At 71.8% G+C, this 17,559-nt stretch carries 17 protein-coding genes; 1 reads left to right on the forward strand and 16 read right to left on the reverse strand.

The genetic code is table 11. The features are described 5' to 3' along the window. Positions 1-42: 42 nt before the first annotated feature. The 3 genes from Q0D57_RS01430 to Q0D57_RS01440 form a co-directional block, all read right to left on the reverse strand. Positions 43-672 (reverse strand): Pr6Pr family membrane protein, encoded by a 630-nt coding sequence (locus Q0D57_RS01430; protein ID WP_291036992.1) that lies wholly within the window; start codon positions 670-672, stop codon positions 43-45. A 9-nt stretch (positions 673-681) separates the two neighbouring features. After that, on the reverse strand, positions 682-1,953 hold the full coding sequence (locus Q0D57_RS01435; protein ID WP_291037203.1) for an RNA polymerase sigma factor: 1,272 nt from the start codon (positions 1,951-1,953) through the stop codon (positions 682-684). Positions 1,954-2,033: 80 nt separating this feature from the next. Beyond that, positions 2,034-2,459 (reverse strand): YciI family protein, encoded by a 426-nt coding sequence (locus Q0D57_RS01440; protein ID WP_291036994.1) that lies wholly within the window; start codon positions 2,457-2,459, stop codon positions 2,034-2,036. A gap of 113 nt (positions 2,460-2,572) precedes the next feature. Between Q0D57_RS01440 and Q0D57_RS01445 the strand changes: the two genes are divergently transcribed. Next, positions 2,573-3,112, forward strand: coding sequence for an adenine phosphoribosyltransferase (locus Q0D57_RS01445; RefSeq protein WP_291036996.1), 540 nt, complete (start codon positions 2,573-2,575; stop codon positions 3,110-3,112). A gap of 138 nt (positions 3,113-3,250) precedes the next feature. On the opposite strand, the gene Q0D57_RS01450 is transcribed toward Q0D57_RS01445, so the two are convergent. The 13 genes from Q0D57_RS01450 to rsmI all read right to left on the reverse strand — a co-directional run bounded on the left by Q0D57_RS01450 (position 3,251) and on the right by rsmI (position 17,528). Continuing rightward, positions 3,251-4,186 carry a 4-(cytidine 5'-diphospho)-2-C-methyl-D-erythritol kinase gene (locus Q0D57_RS01450; RefSeq protein ID WP_291036998.1) on the reverse strand — a complete coding sequence of 312 codons (936 nt, stop codon included), beginning with the start codon at positions 4,184-4,186 and terminating at the stop codon, positions 3,251-3,253. Positions 4,187-4,221: 35 nt separating this feature from the next. Further along, complete coding sequence (locus Q0D57_RS01455) at positions 4,222-5,256, reverse strand: nucleoside hydrolase (protein WP_291037000.1); 1,035 nt, start codon at positions 5,254-5,256, stop codon at positions 4,222-4,224. Beyond that, the gene (locus tag Q0D57_RS01460; RefSeq protein WP_291037002.1) at positions 5,253-6,152 is read right to left on the reverse strand and encodes an ABC transporter permease; all 900 of its coding nucleotides are present in this window, start codon (positions 6,150-6,152) and stop codon (positions 5,253-5,255) included. The genes Q0D57_RS01455 and Q0D57_RS01460 overlap by 4 nt, the downstream gene beginning before the upstream one ends. Then, on the reverse strand, positions 6,152-7,231 hold the full coding sequence (locus Q0D57_RS01465) for a hypothetical protein (protein ID WP_291037004.1): 1,080 nt from the start codon (positions 7,229-7,231) through the stop codon (positions 6,152-6,154). The genes Q0D57_RS01460 and Q0D57_RS01465 overlap by 1 nt, the downstream gene beginning before the upstream one ends. Beyond that, positions 7,228-8,874 carry an ABC transporter ATP-binding protein gene (locus Q0D57_RS01470; RefSeq protein WP_291037008.1) on the reverse strand — a complete coding sequence of 549 codons (1,647 nt, stop codon included), beginning with the start codon at positions 8,872-8,874 and terminating at the stop codon, positions 7,228-7,230. Before Q0D57_RS01470 ends, Q0D57_RS01465 begins: the two co-directional genes overlap by 4 nt. Further along, positions 8,871-9,917, reverse strand: a complete 1,047-nt coding sequence (locus tag Q0D57_RS01475; RefSeq protein ID WP_291037010.1) for a BMP family ABC transporter substrate-binding protein — start codon at positions 9,915-9,917, stop codon at positions 8,871-8,873. The genes Q0D57_RS01470 and Q0D57_RS01475 overlap by 4 nt, the downstream gene beginning before the upstream one ends. A 208-nt stretch (positions 9,918-10,125) precedes the next feature. Continuing rightward, a complete protein-coding gene (locus Q0D57_RS01480) occupies positions 10,126-10,923 on the reverse strand; it encodes an alpha/beta fold hydrolase (RefSeq protein ID WP_291037012.1) in 798 nt (265 codons plus the stop codon). A gap of 122 nt (positions 10,924-11,045) precedes the next feature. After that, the gene (locus Q0D57_RS01485) at positions 11,046-12,059 is read right to left on the reverse strand and encodes a cell wall-binding repeat-containing protein (protein WP_291037014.1); all 1,014 of its coding nucleotides are present in this window, start codon (positions 12,057-12,059) and stop codon (positions 11,046-11,048) included. Between the two features lie 103 nt (positions 12,060-12,162). Beyond that, positions 12,163-13,227 (reverse strand): cell wall-binding repeat-containing protein, encoded by a 1,065-nt coding sequence (locus Q0D57_RS01490; RefSeq protein ID WP_291037016.1) that lies wholly within the window; start codon positions 13,225-13,227, stop codon positions 12,163-12,165. A 72-nt stretch (positions 13,228-13,299) separates the two neighbouring features. After that, positions 13,300-14,115, reverse strand: a complete 816-nt coding sequence (rsmA, locus tag Q0D57_RS01495; protein ID WP_291037206.1) for a 16S rRNA (adenine(1518)-N(6)/adenine(1519)-N(6))-dimethyltransferase RsmA — start codon at positions 14,113-14,115, stop codon at positions 13,300-13,302. 62 nt (positions 14,116-14,177) lie between these two features. Beyond that, complete coding sequence (locus tag Q0D57_RS01500; protein WP_291037018.1) at positions 14,178-15,089, reverse strand: TatD family hydrolase; 912 nt, start codon at positions 15,087-15,089, stop codon at positions 14,178-14,180. After that, positions 15,086-16,654 (reverse strand): methionine--tRNA ligase, encoded by a 1,569-nt coding sequence (gene metG, locus Q0D57_RS01505; RefSeq protein ID WP_291037020.1) that lies wholly within the window; start codon positions 16,652-16,654, stop codon positions 15,086-15,088. Before metG ends, Q0D57_RS01500 begins: the two co-directional genes overlap by 4 nt. Positions 16,655-16,706: 52 nt before the next feature. Next, positions 16,707-17,528 carry a 16S rRNA (cytidine(1402)-2'-O)-methyltransferase gene (gene rsmI, locus Q0D57_RS01510; RefSeq protein ID WP_291037022.1) on the reverse strand — a complete coding sequence of 274 codons (822 nt, stop codon included), beginning with the start codon at positions 17,526-17,528 and terminating at the stop codon, positions 16,707-16,709. Between the last annotated feature and the right edge of the window lie 31 nt (positions 17,529-17,559).

A 17,559-nucleotide genomic window follows, 5' to 3' on the forward strand; every position in this document is an offset into this window, starting at 1 on the left:
CCCGCCGTTCCCGGATGCGCCCGGCCGGCCGCCCGCCCCCGCCTACCCGCGGAGGATGCGGGTACGGCTGAGCGCCACGACGACGACGGCCATGAGCCCGATGAACCCCGCGACCGCCACGATGTAGACCGCGACCGCGCCGTAGCCACCCGGCTGCGCCGGGTTGAGGAACGGGTACGGGTACCAGCCGACGAGCGGCCCGCGGATCATCGTGTAGACCGACCACACGAGCGGGAACGCGACGATGGCCCCGATGGCCGACCACTTCAGCGGCGACTTGCCCGGCGTGAGGATCCACACGACGACGACGTAGATCGGCGCGATGAGGTGCAGCACCTCGTTCGACCACGGCACCGTGCTGCCCTGGTCGAGGGAGATCGAGCGCAGGAGCAGGTTGTAGACCACCCCGGTGGTGGCCATGTAGGTCACGACGGCCGCGAGCGAGAGGTTGTACCAGGCCGGATCGCGCCGCACCGTGAACGAGTAGTAGGCGCCGATGAGCAGGGCGAGAGCCGCCAGGGCGTTGGAGAGGATGGTGAAGTAGCTGAAGAAGTTCACCAGGAAGTGCGGCACGTCGGGCACGAGCTCGATGCTGTGCACGAGCTGCGCCACGATCGCCGCGATGATGACACCGGCCGCGACGATGCGGATGACCCCGAACACTCTGCGCATGGCCACACTCTAGCGGCGGGCCTCGCCGCCTCCGGCAGGCTTCCCGACGGCGGCCGCCTTCTCCCGCAGCACCGACCGCTCGCGCTCGTTGCGGGCGAGCGCGGCCGCGGCCTCGAACTCCGTGCGGGCCTCCTCGTGGCGCCCGAGGCGCGCGAGCAGCTCTCCACGCACGCTCGGCAGCAGGTGCGACCCGGCAAGCGCGCCACCCTCCCGCAGCCCGTCGACGATCGGCAGAGCGGATGCCGGTCCCATCGCCATCGAGACCGCCACCGCCCGGTTGAGGTCGACGAACGGATTCGGCGCGATCCGCCCGAGGGCCTCGTAGAGCAGCACGATCCGCGCCCAGTCGGTGGCCTCGACGCTCGGCGCCACGGCATGGCACTCCGCGATCGCGGCCTGCAGCGCATAGCTGCCGCGGCTGCGGCCGAGCCGCCGGGAGAGGTCGTCGGCGCGCGCGAGCACGGTGCGCCCGCGGCCGATCTGCGAGCGGTCCCACAGGGTGCGGTCCTGGTCGTCGAGCAGCACGGGCGTGCCGTCCGGTCGCTCCCGCGCACGGAACCTCGACGCCTGGAACTCCATCAGGGCCACGAGCCCGTGCACCTCGGGTTCTCGCGGCAGGAGGCCGTCGAGCACCCGGCCGAGCCGGAGCGCCTCCGCGGCGAGCTCGGTGCGGATCCAGCGGTCGCCCGCCGTGGCCGCGTAGCCCTCGGTGAACACGAGGTACACGACGCCGAGCACGGGCCCGAGCCGGGCGCGCCACTCGGCGGGCTCCGGCACCTCGAACGGCACCTTGGCGGCCGCGAGCGTCTTCTTCGCCCGCACGATCCGCTGCTGCACCGTCGAGACGGGCAGGAGGAACAGCCGCGCGATCTCCTCCGTCGTGAGACCGCCCACGACCTTGAGGGTGAGCGCGACCTGCGCCTCCCGGGAGAGCACCGGGTGGCAGGCGGTGAACACGAGCCGCAGCACGTCGTCCGGGATCGGCTGCCACGCGTCGCCCGCACCGGAGACCGACTCCTCGAGCTCGTGGGCCATCGCCCGGTGCCGCTCGTCGAGGCGCTCCCGGCGGCGCCACACGTCGATCGCCTTCCGCTTCGCGACGGCGGTGAGCCAGGCGGCCGGGTTCTCCGGCACGCCCGACTCCTGCCACTGGCGGAGGGCGTCGAGCACGGCCTCCTGCGCGAGGTCCTCGGCGAGCCCGAGGTCTCCCGTGAGGCGGGCGAGGGTGGCGACCACGTGCGATCCGTCGATGCGCCAGACGGCGTCGACCCGTCGCCGCAGGGCGTCGACGACACGCTCGCCGGCCTGGCTCTCGCCGGCCCGACCCTCGCCGGCCCGACCCTCGCCGGCCTGGCCCGCGGTCACCGCGCGGCCTGCTCCTCGCGCCAGCCCTCCTCCTTCTTCAGGAACTCGTTGTCCTGGAAGCCCTCGAAGTCGCTCATCTCGGTGACCCGGCGCACCTCGAGCTTCGAGCCCGCACCGAGGGGTGCTCGCGACGCCCACTCGACCGCCTCCTCCTTGGAGGAGACCTCGAGCATCCAGAAGCCGCTGAACAGCTCGTGGGTCTCGCCGTAGGGGCCGTCGGTCACGATCGGGGCCTCGCCGCCGAACTCCACCACGAAGTTCTTCGACATGTCGTCCGCCAGGCCCTCGCCCGCGAGGAGCACGCCCGCGTTCATCATGGCCTCGTTGTAGGCGCCCATCGCGTTGATGATCTCCTCGAAGTCGGCCGCCTCGTACTCGGTCTTCGCCGCGTCGGTCGATCGCATGATCAGCATGTACTTCATCGTCTTCTCCTCATCTCGGAGCGGCCCTCTGCGCGCTCCTACTCTGACGTCGAACGGCGGATGCGCGGATCGACACGATCGGGAAAGAAATCTCCGGCCCATACGATTGAACCGTGCCTGACACCCAGATCTCCACCCTCATCCGTTCCCGCCTGACCGAGACGCCGGACTTCCCGAGCCCCGGGATCCTCTTCCGCGACCTCTCCGGACTCTTCGCCGACGGGCCGGCTCTCCGCGCCGTGGCCGAGGAGCTCATCGAGGGCTTCGGTCCGATCGACGCCGTGGTGGGCGTCGAGGCGCGCGGCTTCGTGCTGGGCGCCGCTGCCGCGGTGGCCGGCGGCCTCGGGATGCTCGCGGTGCGGAAGGCGGGCAAGCTCCCGGGCGAGGTGCTCGCCGAGAGCTACGAGCTCGAGTACGGCACCGCGACCCTCGAGGTGCACCCCGACACCCTTCCGCGCGGCGCCCGCGTGGTGATCGTCGACGACGTGCTCGCGACCGGCGGCACCCTCACCGCCACGCTGCGGCTGATGGAGCGCGCCGGCTGGGAGGTCGCGGGCGTCGCGGTCGTGATCGAGCTGTCGAGCGAGTTCGACGGCCGAGGCGTGCTCGCGGCGTCGACGGATGCGCCGGTGAAGGCCCTCGTGTCGTTCTAGTCGCGCGCGCGTGGAGAAACGCGAGCCTGGCGGTGACCTCGGCGCCCTGGGCGATGGTCAGCACGAGGCTCGCGTTTCTCCGCGTGGCCGGCCGGGACCGGGGCCTGTGCCGGCGACTGCTGAAGCGGCAAGGCCTGGCTAGTCGCCGACGACGCGCGCGCCGGCCACCGGGCCGGTGACGCGCACGACGTGGTGGCGTGCCGCGCTCAGCGCGATCTGCAACTCGAGCGCACCGTCGAGGTCGGCGGCGAGGAAGGCGATCGTGGGGCCCGATCCGGAGACGATGCCGGCGAGGGCGCCGTTGGCCTCCCCCACCTCGAGCACGGCGCCGAGCCCCGGATGCAGGTGCAGCGAGGGCGCCTGGAGGTCATTGTGCAGCGACTCGGCGAGCATGTGCGGGTCGCCGGCCCGGAGCGCCTGCAGCACGTCGGCCTCGACCTGCGGCTGGCCCTGGGCGGGGAAGATGTCCTGGGCGTGGCGCTCGCGGTGCCGGTCGAGCTCGCGGTAGACCTCGGGGGTCGAGAGCCCGCGCTCCGGCAGCACGAGCACCCACTGGAAGTTCCCCTTCGCGAGCGCGGGGCTGAGCTGGTCGCCGCGCCCCGTGCCGATTGCCGTGCCCCCGGTGAAGGCGAACGGCACGTCGGCGCCGAGCTCGGAGGCGAGCGTGAGCAGCTCGTCGCGGCCGAGCTCCGTGCCCCAGAGCGTGTCGCAGGCGAGCAGGGTGGCTGCGGCGTCGGCCGATCCGCCGCCCATGCCGCCCGCGATCGGCACGTTCTTCTCGATCCGGAGGTGGGCGCCGCCGCGGAACCCCGTGGTGCGTGCGAGCAGCCGGGCTGCGCGGATGGCGAGGTTCGAGCCGTCGGTCTCGAGCCCCGAGGTGTCGATGTGCCCGCCGAACTCCACCGAGAAGTCGTCGGCCGCGCTCGCGAAGACGTCCTCGTAGAGCGAGACGGCCTGGTAGGCGGTGGCGACGTCGTGGTAGCCGTCCTCCATCACCGCGCCCACCTTGAGGAACACGTTGATCTTGCCGGGGGCCCGCACGTGCACGGTCTTCAGCTGGCCCCTGGTGGTCATGGATCCAACTTATCCCACCGGGCCAGCCCCTCCGTTCAGCGCCCGGAGAGCACCCGCACGAAGTCGGCGAGGAAGGCCTCGCGGTCGACGTCGAGCACCACGAAGGTGTCGGGCGCCGCCTCGGTGGGCCAGCTCACGGGGAGTCCCTCGGCGGTCTGCATGAGGTGCGCGCGGGTGAAGAAGCCGTCGCTCGTGATGTTGACCGGGCCCTCGACCGACTTCGTGATCCACTCCGGCTGCACGAGCAGCGCGGCGGCGAGGCCGTCGTGGGCGGGCGAGACGCGGCGGCCCCAGGAGACCTGGTAGAAGTCCATGTAGGCCTCGAGCACCTGGGCCGAGAAGGTGCCCCACTCGGTGCCGGCGCGGTGCAGCGCCTGCACGGCCTGCTCGTCGACGATCGTGCCGGCGGTGACGTTGACGCCCACCATGACGAGCTTGTTGCGCGGCGCGGCGAACACGCGCGCGGAGGCCTCGGCGTCGTTGTGGATGTTGGCGTCGACCATCTGCACGGTCCCGAGCGGCGGGAAGGGGCCTGAGCCTCCCATGATGACGACCGAGCGGTAGAGGGTGAGCAGTTCGGGCTCGATCTCGAGCGCGAGCCCGAGGTTCGTCAGCGGGCCGATCGGCAGCAGGTCGTAGTAGCCGGGGCGTGAACGGCCGAGCTCCACGAGCAGCTCGGCGGAGCTCAGCGGCGAGAGGTTCTTGGGGGTGAGCCGCTCGGGCCAGAGGTCGCCGAGGCCGTCGGCGCCGTGCACGTGCGCCGCGATCCGGGCCTCGCCGTCGATGGGGCCGGGAGCACCCTTGGCCACGAGGGTGTCCTCGAGGCCGGCGACCTTCAGCACGCGCGCGATGTTCTCCAGCGCCGACTCGACGGGGGTGTTGCCATAGACGCTCGTGATGGCCGAGATCTCGGCGTCGTCGCGGCCCGCGAGGTAGAGCAGGGCGAGGGCGTCGTCGATGCCCGTGTCGGTGTCGAGCACGATGTGCCGGACGCCGCCGCCGTCGATCGTGCCGTCTTGGAGCGCGGCGACGGCGGGGGTGGTGGCGGATGCGGGGTTCTGGCCGGTCATACCGAGACCTTTCTGGAGCGGGCGAAGCGGATGCGCGTGAGGACGAGCACGACGAGGGTGATGGCGTAGGGCGCGGCATCCGTGAGCTGCTGGGGGGCTCCGATGCCCTGCAGCCGGAAGCCGAGGGCCTCGGCCGCGCCGAAGCCCAGGCAGGCGAGCGGCAGCCAGAGCGGCCGTCCCGCCACGAGCATGACCGCGGCCACCGCGATCCAGCCACGGCCCGCCGTCATGTTCTCGGTGAAGACCGTGACGTTGCCGAGGGCGAGCTGCGCGCCGGCGATGCCGCAGAGGGCGCCGCCCACGATCGTGGCCCACATCTGGAACGACGGCACGTTCACGCCGAGGCTCGCAGCGGCCTCCGGATGCTCGCCCACGCCGCGCAGGCGCAGGCCGGCCGGCGTCGCCTTCAGCCACAGGCCCACGGCCACGATCACGACGAAGGCGAGGGGCACGAGCAGGGTCTGGCCGGCGAAGATCGGGCCGATGACGGGGACGTCGGCGAGGAACGCCATCTTGGGCAGCCCCTCGAGGCCGCGCGGCGAGAACGATCCGGAGACGTCGAACAGCACGCGCAGGAGGAAGCCCGTGAGACCGAGGGCGAGGAGGTTCGTGCCGATCGCGATGATGATCGGATCGGCCTTCCAGCGCGCCGACCCGACCGCGAGGATCACGGCGAACAGGGCGGTGCTGAGGAGCGCGACGAGCACGCCGCCCCAGGCGCTGCCGGTGTAGTAGCTGCCGGCCACGGCGGCGAAGGCGCCCCACAGCATCTGCCCCTCGAGCGCGATGTTGAAGACGCCCACCTGGGCGGAGATCGCACCGGCGAGGGCGGCGTAGAGGATGGGCGTGGCCGCGAGGAGCACGGCGGCCACGAAGCTCAGTTCGAAGATCTGCATCAGGCGGAGCTCCGCTCGGTGCGGCGCTGGTCGAGCACGGTGCGGAGGGCGAGCACCACGATGACGACTCCCTGGAGCACGTCGGAGAGCTGGCGCGGAACGTCGGCCGAGCGCTCCATCGACGCCCCGCCCACCTGCAGGATGGTGAAGAGGATCGCGGTGACGGGGATGAGCGCCGGGCGACCGCCGGCGAGCAGCGCCGCCGCGAGACCGGCGAAGGTGTAGCCGGGCGAGATGAGCGCCCCGTCGATGAGGCGGTAGGGCGAGGACATGACGATGATCGCGCCGACGATGCCGGCGGCGGCCCCGGCGGCGGCCATCGCACCGAAGGCGAGGCGCCCCACCCGCACGCCGCCGTAGGCGCCGAAGCGCCGGTTCGCCCCCACCACGCGGAGTTCGAAGCCGACGGCGCTGCGGGAGTCGACCACGTAGAACGCGACCATCATGGCGATGATGACGAGGAGGCCGGTGTTGGAGTAGGAGAGGTCGCCGAGCGCCCACATCCGCCCCTCGTCGGGCAGGCGTGGGGTCTGGGCCACCGCGGAGCCGGCCTCGCCGATCTGGAACCGGAGGAGGTAGGAGACCACGGCCACCGCGATCGGCGACAGCAGGAGCGTGGAGATGATGATGGGGATGCCGAAGCGCGTGGCGAGCGGGGCCGACAGCGCACCGAAGCCGCCCGACACGATCGCGGCGGCGAGCACGGCGAGCGGCACGAGCAGGATGCCGGGAAGCGGCACGTTGAGCGCGACCCAGGCCGCCGTGAGGCCGCCGAGCACCATCTGGCCGTTGCCGCCGAGGTTGAACTCGCCCATCCGGAGCGGGATCGCCGCCGCGAGGGCCATGCCGCAGATGAAGCCCCAGACCGAGAAGGTGTAGTCGAGCTGGCGCGGATCGAGGCTGCCCTCGAGCACGGCGGCGTAGGCGGTGAGGGGATCGAGCCCGGCCGCGGCGATGATGACGGCGCCGATGAGGAGGGCGAGGACGACGGCGCCGAGGGGCACGACCGCGGGGTGGCGGAGGGCCGTGGCGAGCAGGCGCCGGGCGCGGGGCTGCGGCTTGGTGGGGGTGGAGGTCATGGGGTGCGGTCGGTCTCCGGCTCGGGAGCGGGGGTGTCGGTGGGCGCGGGAGCGACTGCGGCTGCCGCGTCGGGCGCGGGTGCGGCCTCGGCGGCGCCCGCCATCGCGGCTCCGATGCGGGCCGTCGTGGCCTCGGCGGCGGTGAACTCGGCCACGACGCGGCCGGAGTACATGACGAGGATGCGGTCGGCGAGCGCGAGCAGCTCGCTGATCTCGTGCGAGACGAGCAGCACAGCTCCCCCGCCGGCCCGGTAGTCGAGCAGTCGCTGGTGGATCGACTCGATGGCGCCCACGTCGACTCCCTGGGTGGGCTGCTCGGCAATGAGCACCGGCGCGCCGTGCGAGAGCTCGCGCGCGATGACGACCTTCTGCGCGTTGCCGCCGGAGAGCGCGCCGATCGGCTGCTGCTCGCCCGACGTGCGCACGTCGTAGTCGGCGATGAGCTCGCGGGCACGGGCGCGCTCGGCCCTGATCGACATCCAGCCGCGGCGGAGGCCCTTCGAGGCGCCGATGGGGGCGGTGCGGTGGTGGCCCAGGGTCACGTTCTCGGCCACCGAGAGGGTGACCGCGGTGCCCTCGCCACGACGGTCCTCGGGGATGACGGCGAGCCCGGCCGCGCGTCGGTCGCGCACCGAGCGGCTGCCGACCTCCTCGCCGAGGAGGCGGATGCGCCCGGACGAGGCCTGCACGGTGCCGAGCACGGCGGCGACGAGCTCGTGCTGGCCGTTGCCGGAGACGCCCGCGACGCCGACGATCTCACCGCGGTGCACGGCGAGCGAGACGTCGTGCACGGCAGGGGTGCGGGGGTCGCCCACGGTGACGTGCTCGACCTCGAGCGCCACGGCGCCCGGCGTGCCCGTGCCCGGGTTCCGCACCTCGTCGATCTCGCGGCCGGTCATGGCGTGCACGAGCGACGCGCTCGTGGCCTCGCTGGTGGCGAACCGGCCCGTGACGCGCCCGTCCCGGAGCACGGTGACCTCGTCGCTCACGGCGAGCACCTCGTGGATCTTGTGGGTGACGAGCACGACGGTGGTGCCGGCATCCGCTGCCCGCCTGATGACGGTGAAGAGGGAGGTGACCTCGCTCGGGGTGAGCACGGCGGTGGGCTCGTCGAGGATGAGGATGCGGGCGTCGCGATGAAGCGCCTTGAGGATCTCGACCCGCTGGCGGGCGCCGGCCGAGAGCGAGCCCACGACGGCGGTGGGCTCGGTCTCGAGGCCGTAGCGCTCACTCAGCTCGCGCACGCGCGCGGCGGCGGCCCGGCGGTCGATGAGACCGCCCTTCGTGGGCTCGGCGCCGTAGACGACGTTATCGGCCACGGTCATCGAGTCGAAGAGCCGGAAGTGCTGGTGCACCATGCCGAGACCGGCGGCGATCGCGTCGAGCGGGCCGTCGAACTGCACGGGCGCGCCGTCGACGCGGATCTCTCCGGAGTCGGGCTTCAGGAGGCCGAAGAGCATCGACATGAGGGTCGACTTGCCGGCGCCGTTCTCGCCCATGACGGCGTGCACGGAGCCGCGGCGCAGCACGAGATCGACGCCGTCGTTGGCCACGACGGCGCCGAATCTCTTGCCGATCCCGACGAGCTCGACCGCCGGAGCGCTCGGCTCGCCGGTCACCGCTGCTGCGGAGGGTGAGGTCATCCGGCGGTGAGCGGGTCTGCCACGACGATCTCGCCCGAGATGATCTGGTCGCGGATGGCCGCGACCTGCTCGATGACCTCGGGGTGGTCGGCGATGAGGCACTCCGACTCCGCGACGCCCTCCTCGAGACCGGTGAGGCCGACGCCGCCCTCGGCGAGGCCGTAGGCGGTGAAGCCGCCCGTGGTGCCGTCGAGGATGTCACCGACCGAGTTCACGAGGGCGATGTCGACGCGCTTGATGGCGTTGTCGACGACGTTGCCGGGCGAGTCGAGGCACTGGTTGGTGTCGACGCCGAAGGCCTTGAATCCGGTCTCGGCCGCGGCCTCGAACACACCCAGGTTTCCGCCGGACGCGGCGGCCTGCACGTAGTCGGCCCCGCCGTCGGCGAGGATCTGGGCCTGCGCCTTGGAGCGGGCCTGGTCGCCGAACGGGTTGTCGCCGCCCACGTACTGCACGGCGGTGGCCACGTCGGGCTTGACGCTCTTGGCGCCCTCGAAGAACGGGTCGACCCAGCGGTGCAGGAACGGGGTGTCGAGCGAGGCGACCACACCGATGTTGTTCGTCTGGGTGAGCAGGCCCGCCTCGACGCCGGTGAGGTAGGTGGCCTCGTACTCCTTGAAGACGGCGGAGGTGAGGTTGTCGGTGGGCTCCTCGGCCGAGGTGTCGATCAGCAGGAACTGCTGGTCGGGGTAGTCGGCGGCGGCCTGCGTGATCTGGTCGAGCACGCTGAAGCTCACACCGATGATGATGCTCGGCTCCTCGCGCACGGCGGCGTCGATGTTCTGCTGGATGCTCGTGGGGTCTTCGCTCTCGTACACGTCGACCGAGGCGTCGAACTCCTCGCCGGCCTGCACGGCGCCGTCGGCGGCGAGCTGCAGGAAGTTGTTGGAGCCGATGGGCGTCGGCGTGATGAGGATGATCGAGTTCTCGGCGTCGGCCGAGGCGTCGCCGCCCTCGCCGCCCGAGCTCGAGCACGCGGCCACGGACACGAGGAGCCCGGCCGCCAGTGCGGCGGCGCTGGCTCGGCGCGCGATTTTCGACATGGAAGTCCCCTTACGGAAGGTCTGCTGTGAAGGCGTCCCGGCGGAGATGTGGCGCCCGCCTGATCGGACCCTCCATTCTATCGAGACTCGCAGTCCCATCGTGCCGGGGGTCGGTGGGGCGTGGCACATGGCGTCACAGACGCCTTCGCCGTCGCAGTCGCAGTCGCAGTCAGGGCCCTTCCGGCAGTGACGGTGGTGATGGTCGTGGTCACGGTCGCACCAAGGCCAGCGCTGCCGCCACCACGGCGGCGGGATCGTCGCGGTGCACGGAGTGGCCGGCGCCCACGACCGTCTGCACGATGGCATCCGCCTTGGCCTCGGTGAGGGCTGCACCCTGCTCCGGCGAGAAGATGGCGCCGCACGCGGGGTCGGCGGCGAGCACGTGCACGCGGGGTGCCAGTTCGGCGAGGGTCGGCTCCAGCTGCCAGCGCCTCGACGACCCGCCGGTGGTGTTGGCACGGATGGTGCGCTCCACCACGAACGGGCTGACGACGCGAGCGGCCAGGACCTTCTGCACGGCGTCTTCGACGTGCCAGCGCGGGTGCCGACTCAGGAGCTCGGCCGGATCGAGGTCGTCGAGATCGCCCAGGATGTCGGCGACGAGGTCGTCGGCCTCCTCGTGATCGACCGCGATGACGGGATCGAGCAGGAGGAGCGTGCGGGCCCACCGCGGCTCCGCAGCGGCGGCCACCACCGAGACCGCTCCGCCGAGGGAGTGCCCGACCACGAGGTCCCACGGCCGATCATCCCCGGTCGGGCTGAGGCGCACCACATCAGCCGCGTAGCCGTCGAGCGAGTAATCGGTCGTCCGCGGCGAGGCGCCGTGACCGCGGAGGTCGGCCGCGGTCACCGCCCACCCCTGCTCGGCGAGCAGGCTCGCCACCTGCCACCATGTGCCCGCGGCCGAGGGCAGTCCGTGCAGGAGCAGCACCGACGGCGCTCGGGAGGTGTGCTCGCCCCACCGCAGTGTGGCGAGCTCGACGGCGAACGGCACGGATCCACTCATCCCGGAATCCTCCCACCCCCGCGCCCACCTGGCACGCCGCCGCGACGACCTGTCGCGGACGGCGGGGGTCGGTGACCAGCCCGGGGTCGATGACCAGCCCAGGGCCGGTGATCAATCGAGAGTCAGCGGTCGGCCCGCACATAAGGCAGCAGTTCGGCCATGACCGAGTCGCTGATGGTGGAAGGGCCACCGAGCACGATGATGTGCTTCGGTCGGAGCCGGCCCAGCTCTGTGGCCGCCGCCCCCGGGAGGGAGTCGGGTCGGACGAGCAGCACCGGCGCACCGTCGACGATCGCCGCCGCCGACCCGGAGAGCGCGTCGGGGAACACGAGGCCGGAAGCGACGTACACCGTCTGGATGTCGGTGCGGAAGCCGGCGGCGGTCGCAGCCGAGACCTCGTAGCGGTCGGCGCCGGTGGTGCGGCTGACGGGCGCGATCTCACCGAGCTGCCGCGCGACCTCCGCCGAGACGGTGCTCTCCCCGCCCATCAGGACGATCCTCCCTGGCCGCAGACGCAGCAGTTCCTCCTCCACCACGCCGGGAACGAAATCCTTCGTCGTGAGCAGCACGGGTGCCTGCAGCGAGCCGGCGGCGGCCGACCCGGACAGTGCGTCAGGGAACACCGCGCCCGAGGCGACGTAGACCACGGGTCGGCCCGGCCGGAACGCGTCTCCGGAGAGCAGCGTCGAGACCTCGTACCGGTTCGCGCCGTCGAGGCGGTCGACGACCCCCGCGAAGTCGTGGAGCAGCCGGAAGGTCTCGTCGCTCACGCTCGCAGCCCCACCCGCCACCACGATGCGATCCGGAGAGAGTCGCCTGAGCTCCGTCGCCACGGCCTCGGGGATGCCCCGGTGCGGAACCAGGAGCACAGGTGCGTTGAAGGTGCCGGCGACGGCCGACGCCGACAGAGCGTCGGCGAAGCCGACCCCCGAGGTGATGTAGACGACGGGTCCATCCGGCGCGAAGGTCTTCTCCGACACCAGCGCCGACACCGCGTAGCGGTCGGCCCCGCCATAGCGCTCGACGGCCGGGTAGGCCTGGGCGGCGGGCGCGAGCACGGTCTGAGCGGCCAGCACAGCGGCAGCGACGGCCACCACGGAGACGAAGGAACGGGTACGGGATCGGGAACGGGTCATGAGAATCTCTCCTCGTCGAGATGGAAGGGAACCTCCATCTACCCGCACCCGACCCCGCCGGCGTTATGAGTACTTGCTACTCAATCGCGGCTGCTCGGCCTCCTCAGGAGGGGACGATGTAGCCGGCCAGCTGCGCACGAACGGACTCGGAGACGGTCCTATCGCCTCCGAGGACGACGATTCGCGTGGGGTTCAACCGGTCCAGCTCCAAGCCCACCAGGCCGGGAACGGAGTCCGCCGTGACGAGCAGCACGGGCCCGTGCGCCTTGATCGCAGCAGCCGACCCGGAAAGGGCGTCGGGGAACACCGAGCCGGACGCCACGAACACGGTCTTCGCGCCGACGGGGAAGGCGCTGAGCGACGTCGCGGCCGAGACGGCATAGCGATCGGCACCGCCGACACGGGTGGTGTCGCGCACGATGCCCCGCAGCTGGGTGAGGACGGTGTCGGAGATCGTGTTCTCCCCGCCGAGGACGATCAGCTTCGACGGAGCCAAACGGGCGAGCTCGAGTCCGATGGCGCCCGGGATGGCGTCCTTCTGCACGAGCAGGACCGGGCCGCCCAGCTGTCCCGCGGCCGCGGAGCCCGACAGGGCATCCGGGAACACCTGGCCGGACGCGATGTACGCGACAGGGTTCTTCGGCCACAGGGTCTGCTCGGAGAGCCTGGCGGACACCTCGTAGCGCGTATCGCCGACCACGCGTTCGACGTCATCGGCGAAGTCGCCCAGCGCCTTCTCGACGTCGCTGCTGACGGACGCGGTGCCGCCCACGACGACGATGACGTCGGGATTCAGTTTCGTCAGCTGGGCGGCCACCAGGTCGGAGATGCCCGATCGCGACACGAGCAGCACCGGTGCCTTCTGCGCACCGGCCACGGCCGAGGCGGAAAGGGCGTCGGCATACCCCTCGCCCGACGCCACGAACACGAGGGGCGAGGTGGTGAACTCGCTGGCTGCTACCCCGGCGGACACGGCGTAACGGTCCGCCCCGCCGATGCGCGTGACGCCGGCCGCGGCGAACTCCTCGCTCTGGACCGACTCGGTCGACGACGGCACAGGTGCCGTGTCGGCAACGGCGGCGGAGGGTACGGCGAACAGGGAGAGGGCCACGGCGACGGTGGCCGCAGCTCCCATCGCTCGAAGCGGAGGTCGGGTACGGGTGGTCATGAAGAGCTCCTTGCGTCTGGAAATGATCTTCCAGACTTGCGCTCACAACCGATCGAGCGTGAGGAGTACTTGCTACTCAGCGGCAGGAGCCGCGGCCCCGAGGGAGGCTCGCGCCACCGCGAGGAAGTCGTGCACCGTGAGGGACTCGCCGCGGGCCGTGGGCGCGATGCCCGCCGCCTCGAGCACGGCGATCGCGGCCTGGGAGGAGCCGAAGAGCTCCGAGAGCGCCTGCCGGAGCATCTTGCGGCGCTGGCCGAAGGCGGCGTCGACGATCTCGAAGGTGCGCACCCGCAGCTCCTCGGTGTCGAGCCCCGTGCCCACGCGCTCGAAGCCCACGAGCACCGAGTCAACGTTCGGCACCGGCCAGAACACCTGCCGCGACACCTGCCCGGCCGTCCGCCACTCGCCGTACCAGGCGGCCTTCACGCTCGGCGAGCCGTAGACCTTCGAGCCCGGGTCCGCCGCGAGCCGGTGGCCGACCTCCGCCTGCACCATGACGACCCCCGAGCGGATGCCCGGGAAGTGCTCGAGCAGGTGCAGCAGCACGGGCACCGAGACGTTGTAGGGCAGGTTCGCCACGAGCCGAGACGGCTCGTCCGGCAGCGACCGGATGCGCAGCGCGTCCTCCCGGATCACCGTGAGCTTCGCCGCCGGCGCCAGCTGCGACACCGTGAGCGGCAGCTGCTCCGCCAGCCGGTGGTCGATCTCCACCGCCACCACCGAGGCACCGGCCTCGAGGAGGCCGAGCGTGAGCGAGCCGAGCCCCGGGCCCACCTCGACGACCACGTCGCCCGCCTCGACCTTGGCGACCCGCACGATCTTCCGCACCGTGTTGGCGTCGATCACGAAGTTCTGGCCGAGCTTCTTCGTGGGCGTCAGGTCGAGCATGCCGGCCAGATCCCGGATCTCGGCCGGCCCCAGCAGGGAGACCCCGGTCGACGCGGAGTCGGTCACGAGGCCTGCACCGGCTCGTCGTCCCAGCGGCCGTAGACGAGCTCCGAGTTCGACGAGATCTGCGCCGCGAGCATCGACACGTCGGTGCCGAGGTGCGCGGCCATGGCCCGCAGCGTGTGCGGCACCAGGTACGGGGCGTTCGGCCGGCCCCGGAACGGCATCGGCGTGAGGTAGGGCGCATCCGTCTCGACCAGCAGCAGCGCCCGCGGTGCCACCTCGAGCGCCTCGCGCAGGTTGCCCGCGTTCTTGAAGGTCACGTTGCCGGCGAACGACATGTACCAGCCGTTCTCCGCGCAGATCGCGGCGAGCTCGGCGTCGCCCGAGAAGCAGTGGAAGACCGTGCGCTCAGGCGCGCCCACCCGGTGCAGCGTGGCGATGACCTCCGCGTGCGCATCCCGGTCGTGGATCTGCAGCGCGATGCCGTTCTCCTTGGCGATCTCGATGTGCGCCTCGAACGAGCGGTACTGCGCCGCGAGGCCGGCCTCACCCGTGCGGTAGAAGTCGAGCCCGGTCTCACCGACGGCACGCACCCGCGGCCAGCTCGCGAGGTCGGCGATCTCGGCGAGCGCGTCGTCGAGCCCACCGGCCGCGTCGTACTCCGGCGCCTCGTTCGGGTGGATGGCGACGGCGGCGAGCATGCGCGGCTCCCTGGCCGCCTGCTCGGCCGACCAGCGCGAGGTCTCGAGGTCGGTGCCCACCTGCACGACCCCGCGCACGCCGACGGCCGAGGCCCGGTCGAGCTGCTCGTGGTAGTCGATCGGATCGGCTCCGTGCGCGATCTCGAGGTGCGTGTGGTTGTCGTAGACGGGCACGACGAGCGCCTCGGGCAGCGGCGGGTAGGCCTGCTCGGTGCGGTCGGACGGCTCGCGCTCGCGGAGGAACGCCGGCTGCCCCTCGGGGATCGTCACGCCGTGGCCTCCACCTCGATGCGCGGGAAGAGCGCCTCGAGGGGCTGCACGCGGTCACCGCCCGTCCACTCGAAGGCCGAGCGGATCGGCTGGTCGGCGACGGCGCCGTCTCCCGACAGGGCGGTCCAGAGCTTGGCCGAGGCCTCGGGCACGACGGGCGAGAGCAGCACGGCGAGCGTGCCGAGACCGCGGACGGCCGTGCCGAGCACGACGGCGAGGCGCTCGGCGTTCGCCGGATCCTTCGACAGCGCCCAGGGCTCCTGCACGGTGATGTAGCCGTTGAGCTCGTCGACGAGCTCCCAGATGCGCGCGATCGCCTCGTGCACGGCGACGCGCTCGATGGCGGCGTCGGCGGCCTGGGTGACGCGGCGCTCGGTCTGCTGGATGGCGCGCTCCGCATCCGTCACGGCGCTCTCGACGACGGCGGGGATGACGCCGTCGAAGTAGCGGGTGACCATGGCGACGACGCGCGAGGCGAGGTTGCCGAAGCCGTTGGCGAGCTCCGCCTGGTAGCGGGCCGCGAGGTCCTCCCAGGAGAACGAGCCGTCCTGGCCGAAGCTGATGGCGCGCATGAAGTAGTAGCGGAACGCGTCCGACCCGAAGGTGTCGGTGATCTGCTCGGGCGCGATGCCGGTGAGCTTCGATTTCGACATCTTCTCGCCGCCGACGAGCAGCCAGCCGTGGCCGAAGACCTGCTTGGGCACCTCGAGGCCTGCGGCCATGAGCATGGCGGGCCAGATGACGGCGTGGAAGCGCGCGATGTCCTTGCCCACGATGTGGGTGGCGGGCCAGAGCCGCTCGAACTTCTCGTCGTCCGACCCGTAGCCCGCGGCGGTGGCGTAGTTGAGAAGGGCGTCGAACCACACGTAGACCACGTGCGACTCGTCCCACGGCACCTTGACGCCCCAGTCGAAGGTCTGCCGCGAGATCGACAGGTCGGTGAGCCCGCGCTGCACGAAGGCGACGATCTCGTTGCGCACGCTCGCGGGCTGCACGAACTCGGGGCGCTCCTCGTAGAGGTCGAGCAGGCGCTGGGTGAAGTCGCTCATGCGGAAGAAGTAGTTGCGCTCCTTCAGCAGCTCCACCGGCTTGGAGTGGATGGCGCAGACCAGCTGCCCCTCGTACTGCCCCGTGCCGTCGACGAGGTCGGAGAGCTGCTTGTACTCCTCGCAGCCCACGCAGTAGTAGCCCTCGTACTCGCCGGTGTAGATGTAGCCGGCGTCGTAGAGGCGCTGCAGGAAGAGCTGCACGTTCTTCTCGTGCCGCTCCTCGGTGGTGCGGATGAAGTCGTCGTTGGAGATGTCGATGGTCTCGAGCAGCGGCTGCCACGACTCCGCCACGAGCTTGTCGGCCCACTCCTGGGGGCTCACGCCGTTGGCGGTAGCGGTGCGCAGGATCTTCTGGCCGTGCTCGTCGGTGCCGGTGAGGAACCACGTGTCGTCACCCGCCTGGCGGTGCCAGCGCGCGAGCACGTCGGCGGCGACCTCGGTGTAGGCGTGCCCGATGTGGGGCACGTCGTTCACGTAGAAGATCGGCGTGGTGATGTAGAACGAGCCGTCGGACATGGTCTCCATCCTAAAGGCCGGGGCCTCGCGCCGACGCCGTGTGACGGGGGCTCTACGGGCGGCGGGCGGCCAGGGCGCCCTCGTAGAGCGTGCGCTTCGAGAGCCCGGTGGCCTCGGCGATCGCCGCCGCCGCATCCTTCAGCCGGTAGCCGTCGGAGACGAGCTCGAGCACCTGGGCGATGCCCGTCTCGTCCGAGACCTCGAGAGCGGTGGCGCCGGCGACCACGATGCAGATCTCGCCCCGCACTCCCCCGGCGGCCCACTCGGCGAGCTCGGTGGCGGTGCCGCGCTTCGCCTCCTCGTAGAGCTTCGTGAGCTCGCGCACCACCACGACCCGGCGGTCGGCGCCGAGCTCGGCCGCGAGGTCGGTGAGCGACTCCGCGAGCCGGTTGGGCGACTCGAAGAACACCATCGTGCGCGCCTCCCGGGCGAGCGCCCGGTAGGCGGAGGCCCGCTCGCCGTGCTTGCGTGGCAGGAAGCCCTCGAAGGTGAAGCGGTCGGTCGGCAGGCCGGAGAGGGCGAGCGCGGTGACCACCGCGGAGGGCCCGGGGATGACGGTCACGTCGACCCCCGCCTCGATCGCGGCGGAGACCAGCTGGTAGCCCGGGTCCGAGACCGTCGGCATGCCGGCATCCGAGAGCAGCACGAGGTCGCCCTCGCGCGCCATCTCGACGAGGGCGCCGGCGCGCTCGCGCTCGTTGTGCTCGTGCAGCGGCAGCAGCCGCGGGCGGTTCTCGACACCCAGGCCCCTGAGGAGCTTCGCGGTGACCCTGGTGTCCTCGGCGGCGACCACCTCGGCGGCCTCGAGCACCTCGACGAGCCGCACCGACGCATCCTTGAGGTTTCCGATGGGCGTGGCCGCGAGGATGAGCATGCCGCCCAGTCTCCCACCTCGCCCGCGCTCG

The organism is Herbiconiux sp., assembly GCF_023264895.1.
Taxonomy (GTDB): domain Bacteria; phylum Actinomycetota; class Actinomycetes; order Actinomycetales; family Microbacteriaceae; genus Herbiconiux.

Coding starts and splice junctions, on each gene's coding strand:
- Q0D57_RS01465 (WP_291037004.1), bottom strand. CDS start 7,231: ATGACCTCCACCCCCACCAAGCCGCAGCCCCGCGCCCGGCGCCTGCTC.
- Q0D57_RS01490 (WP_291037016.1), bottom strand. CDS start 13,227: ATGACCACCCGTACCCGACCTCCGCTTCGAGCGATGGGAGCTGCGGCC.
- Q0D57_RS01460 (WP_291037002.1), bottom strand. CDS start 6,152: ATGCAGATCTTCGAACTGAGCTTCGTGGCCGCCGTGCTCCTCGCGGCC.
- Q0D57_RS01455 (WP_291037000.1), bottom strand. CDS start 5,256: ATGACCGGCCAGAACCCCGCATCCGCCACCACCCCCGCCGTCGCCGCG.
- Q0D57_RS01475 (WP_291037010.1), bottom strand. CDS start 9,917: ATGTCGAAAATCGCGCGCCGAGCCAGCGCCGCCGCACTGGCGGCCGGG.
- Q0D57_RS01470 (WP_291037008.1), bottom strand. CDS start 8,874: ATGACCTCACCCTCCGCAGCAGCGGTGACCGGCGAGCCGAGCGCTCCG.
- Q0D57_RS01485 (WP_291037014.1), bottom strand. CDS start 12,059: ATGACCCGTTCCCGATCCCGTACCCGTTCCTTCGTCTCCGTGGTGGCC.
- Q0D57_RS01480 (WP_291037012.1), bottom strand. CDS start 10,923: ATGAGTGGATCCGTGCCGTTCGCCGTCGAGCTCGCCACACTGCGGTGG.
- Q0D57_RS01450 (WP_291036998.1), bottom strand. CDS start 4,186: ATGACCACCAGGGGCCAGCTGAAGACCGTGCACGTGCGGGCCCCCGGC.
- rsmA (WP_291037206.1), bottom strand. CDS start 14,115: ATGCTCGACCTGACGCCCACGAAGAAGCTCGGCCAGAACTTCGTGATC.
- rsmI (WP_291037022.1), bottom strand. CDS start 17,528: ATGCTCATCCTCGCGGCCACGCCCATCGGAAACCTCAAGGATGCGTCG.
- Q0D57_RS01430 (WP_291036992.1), bottom strand. CDS start 672: ATGCGCAGAGTGTTCGGGGTCATCCGCATCGTCGCGGCCGGTGTCATC.
- Q0D57_RS01440 (WP_291036994.1), bottom strand. CDS start 2,459: ATGAAGTACATGCTGATCATGCGATCGACCGACGCGGCGAAGACCGAG.
- metG (WP_291037020.1), bottom strand. CDS start 16,654: ATGTCCGACGGCTCGTTCTACATCACCACGCCGATCTTCTACGTGAAC.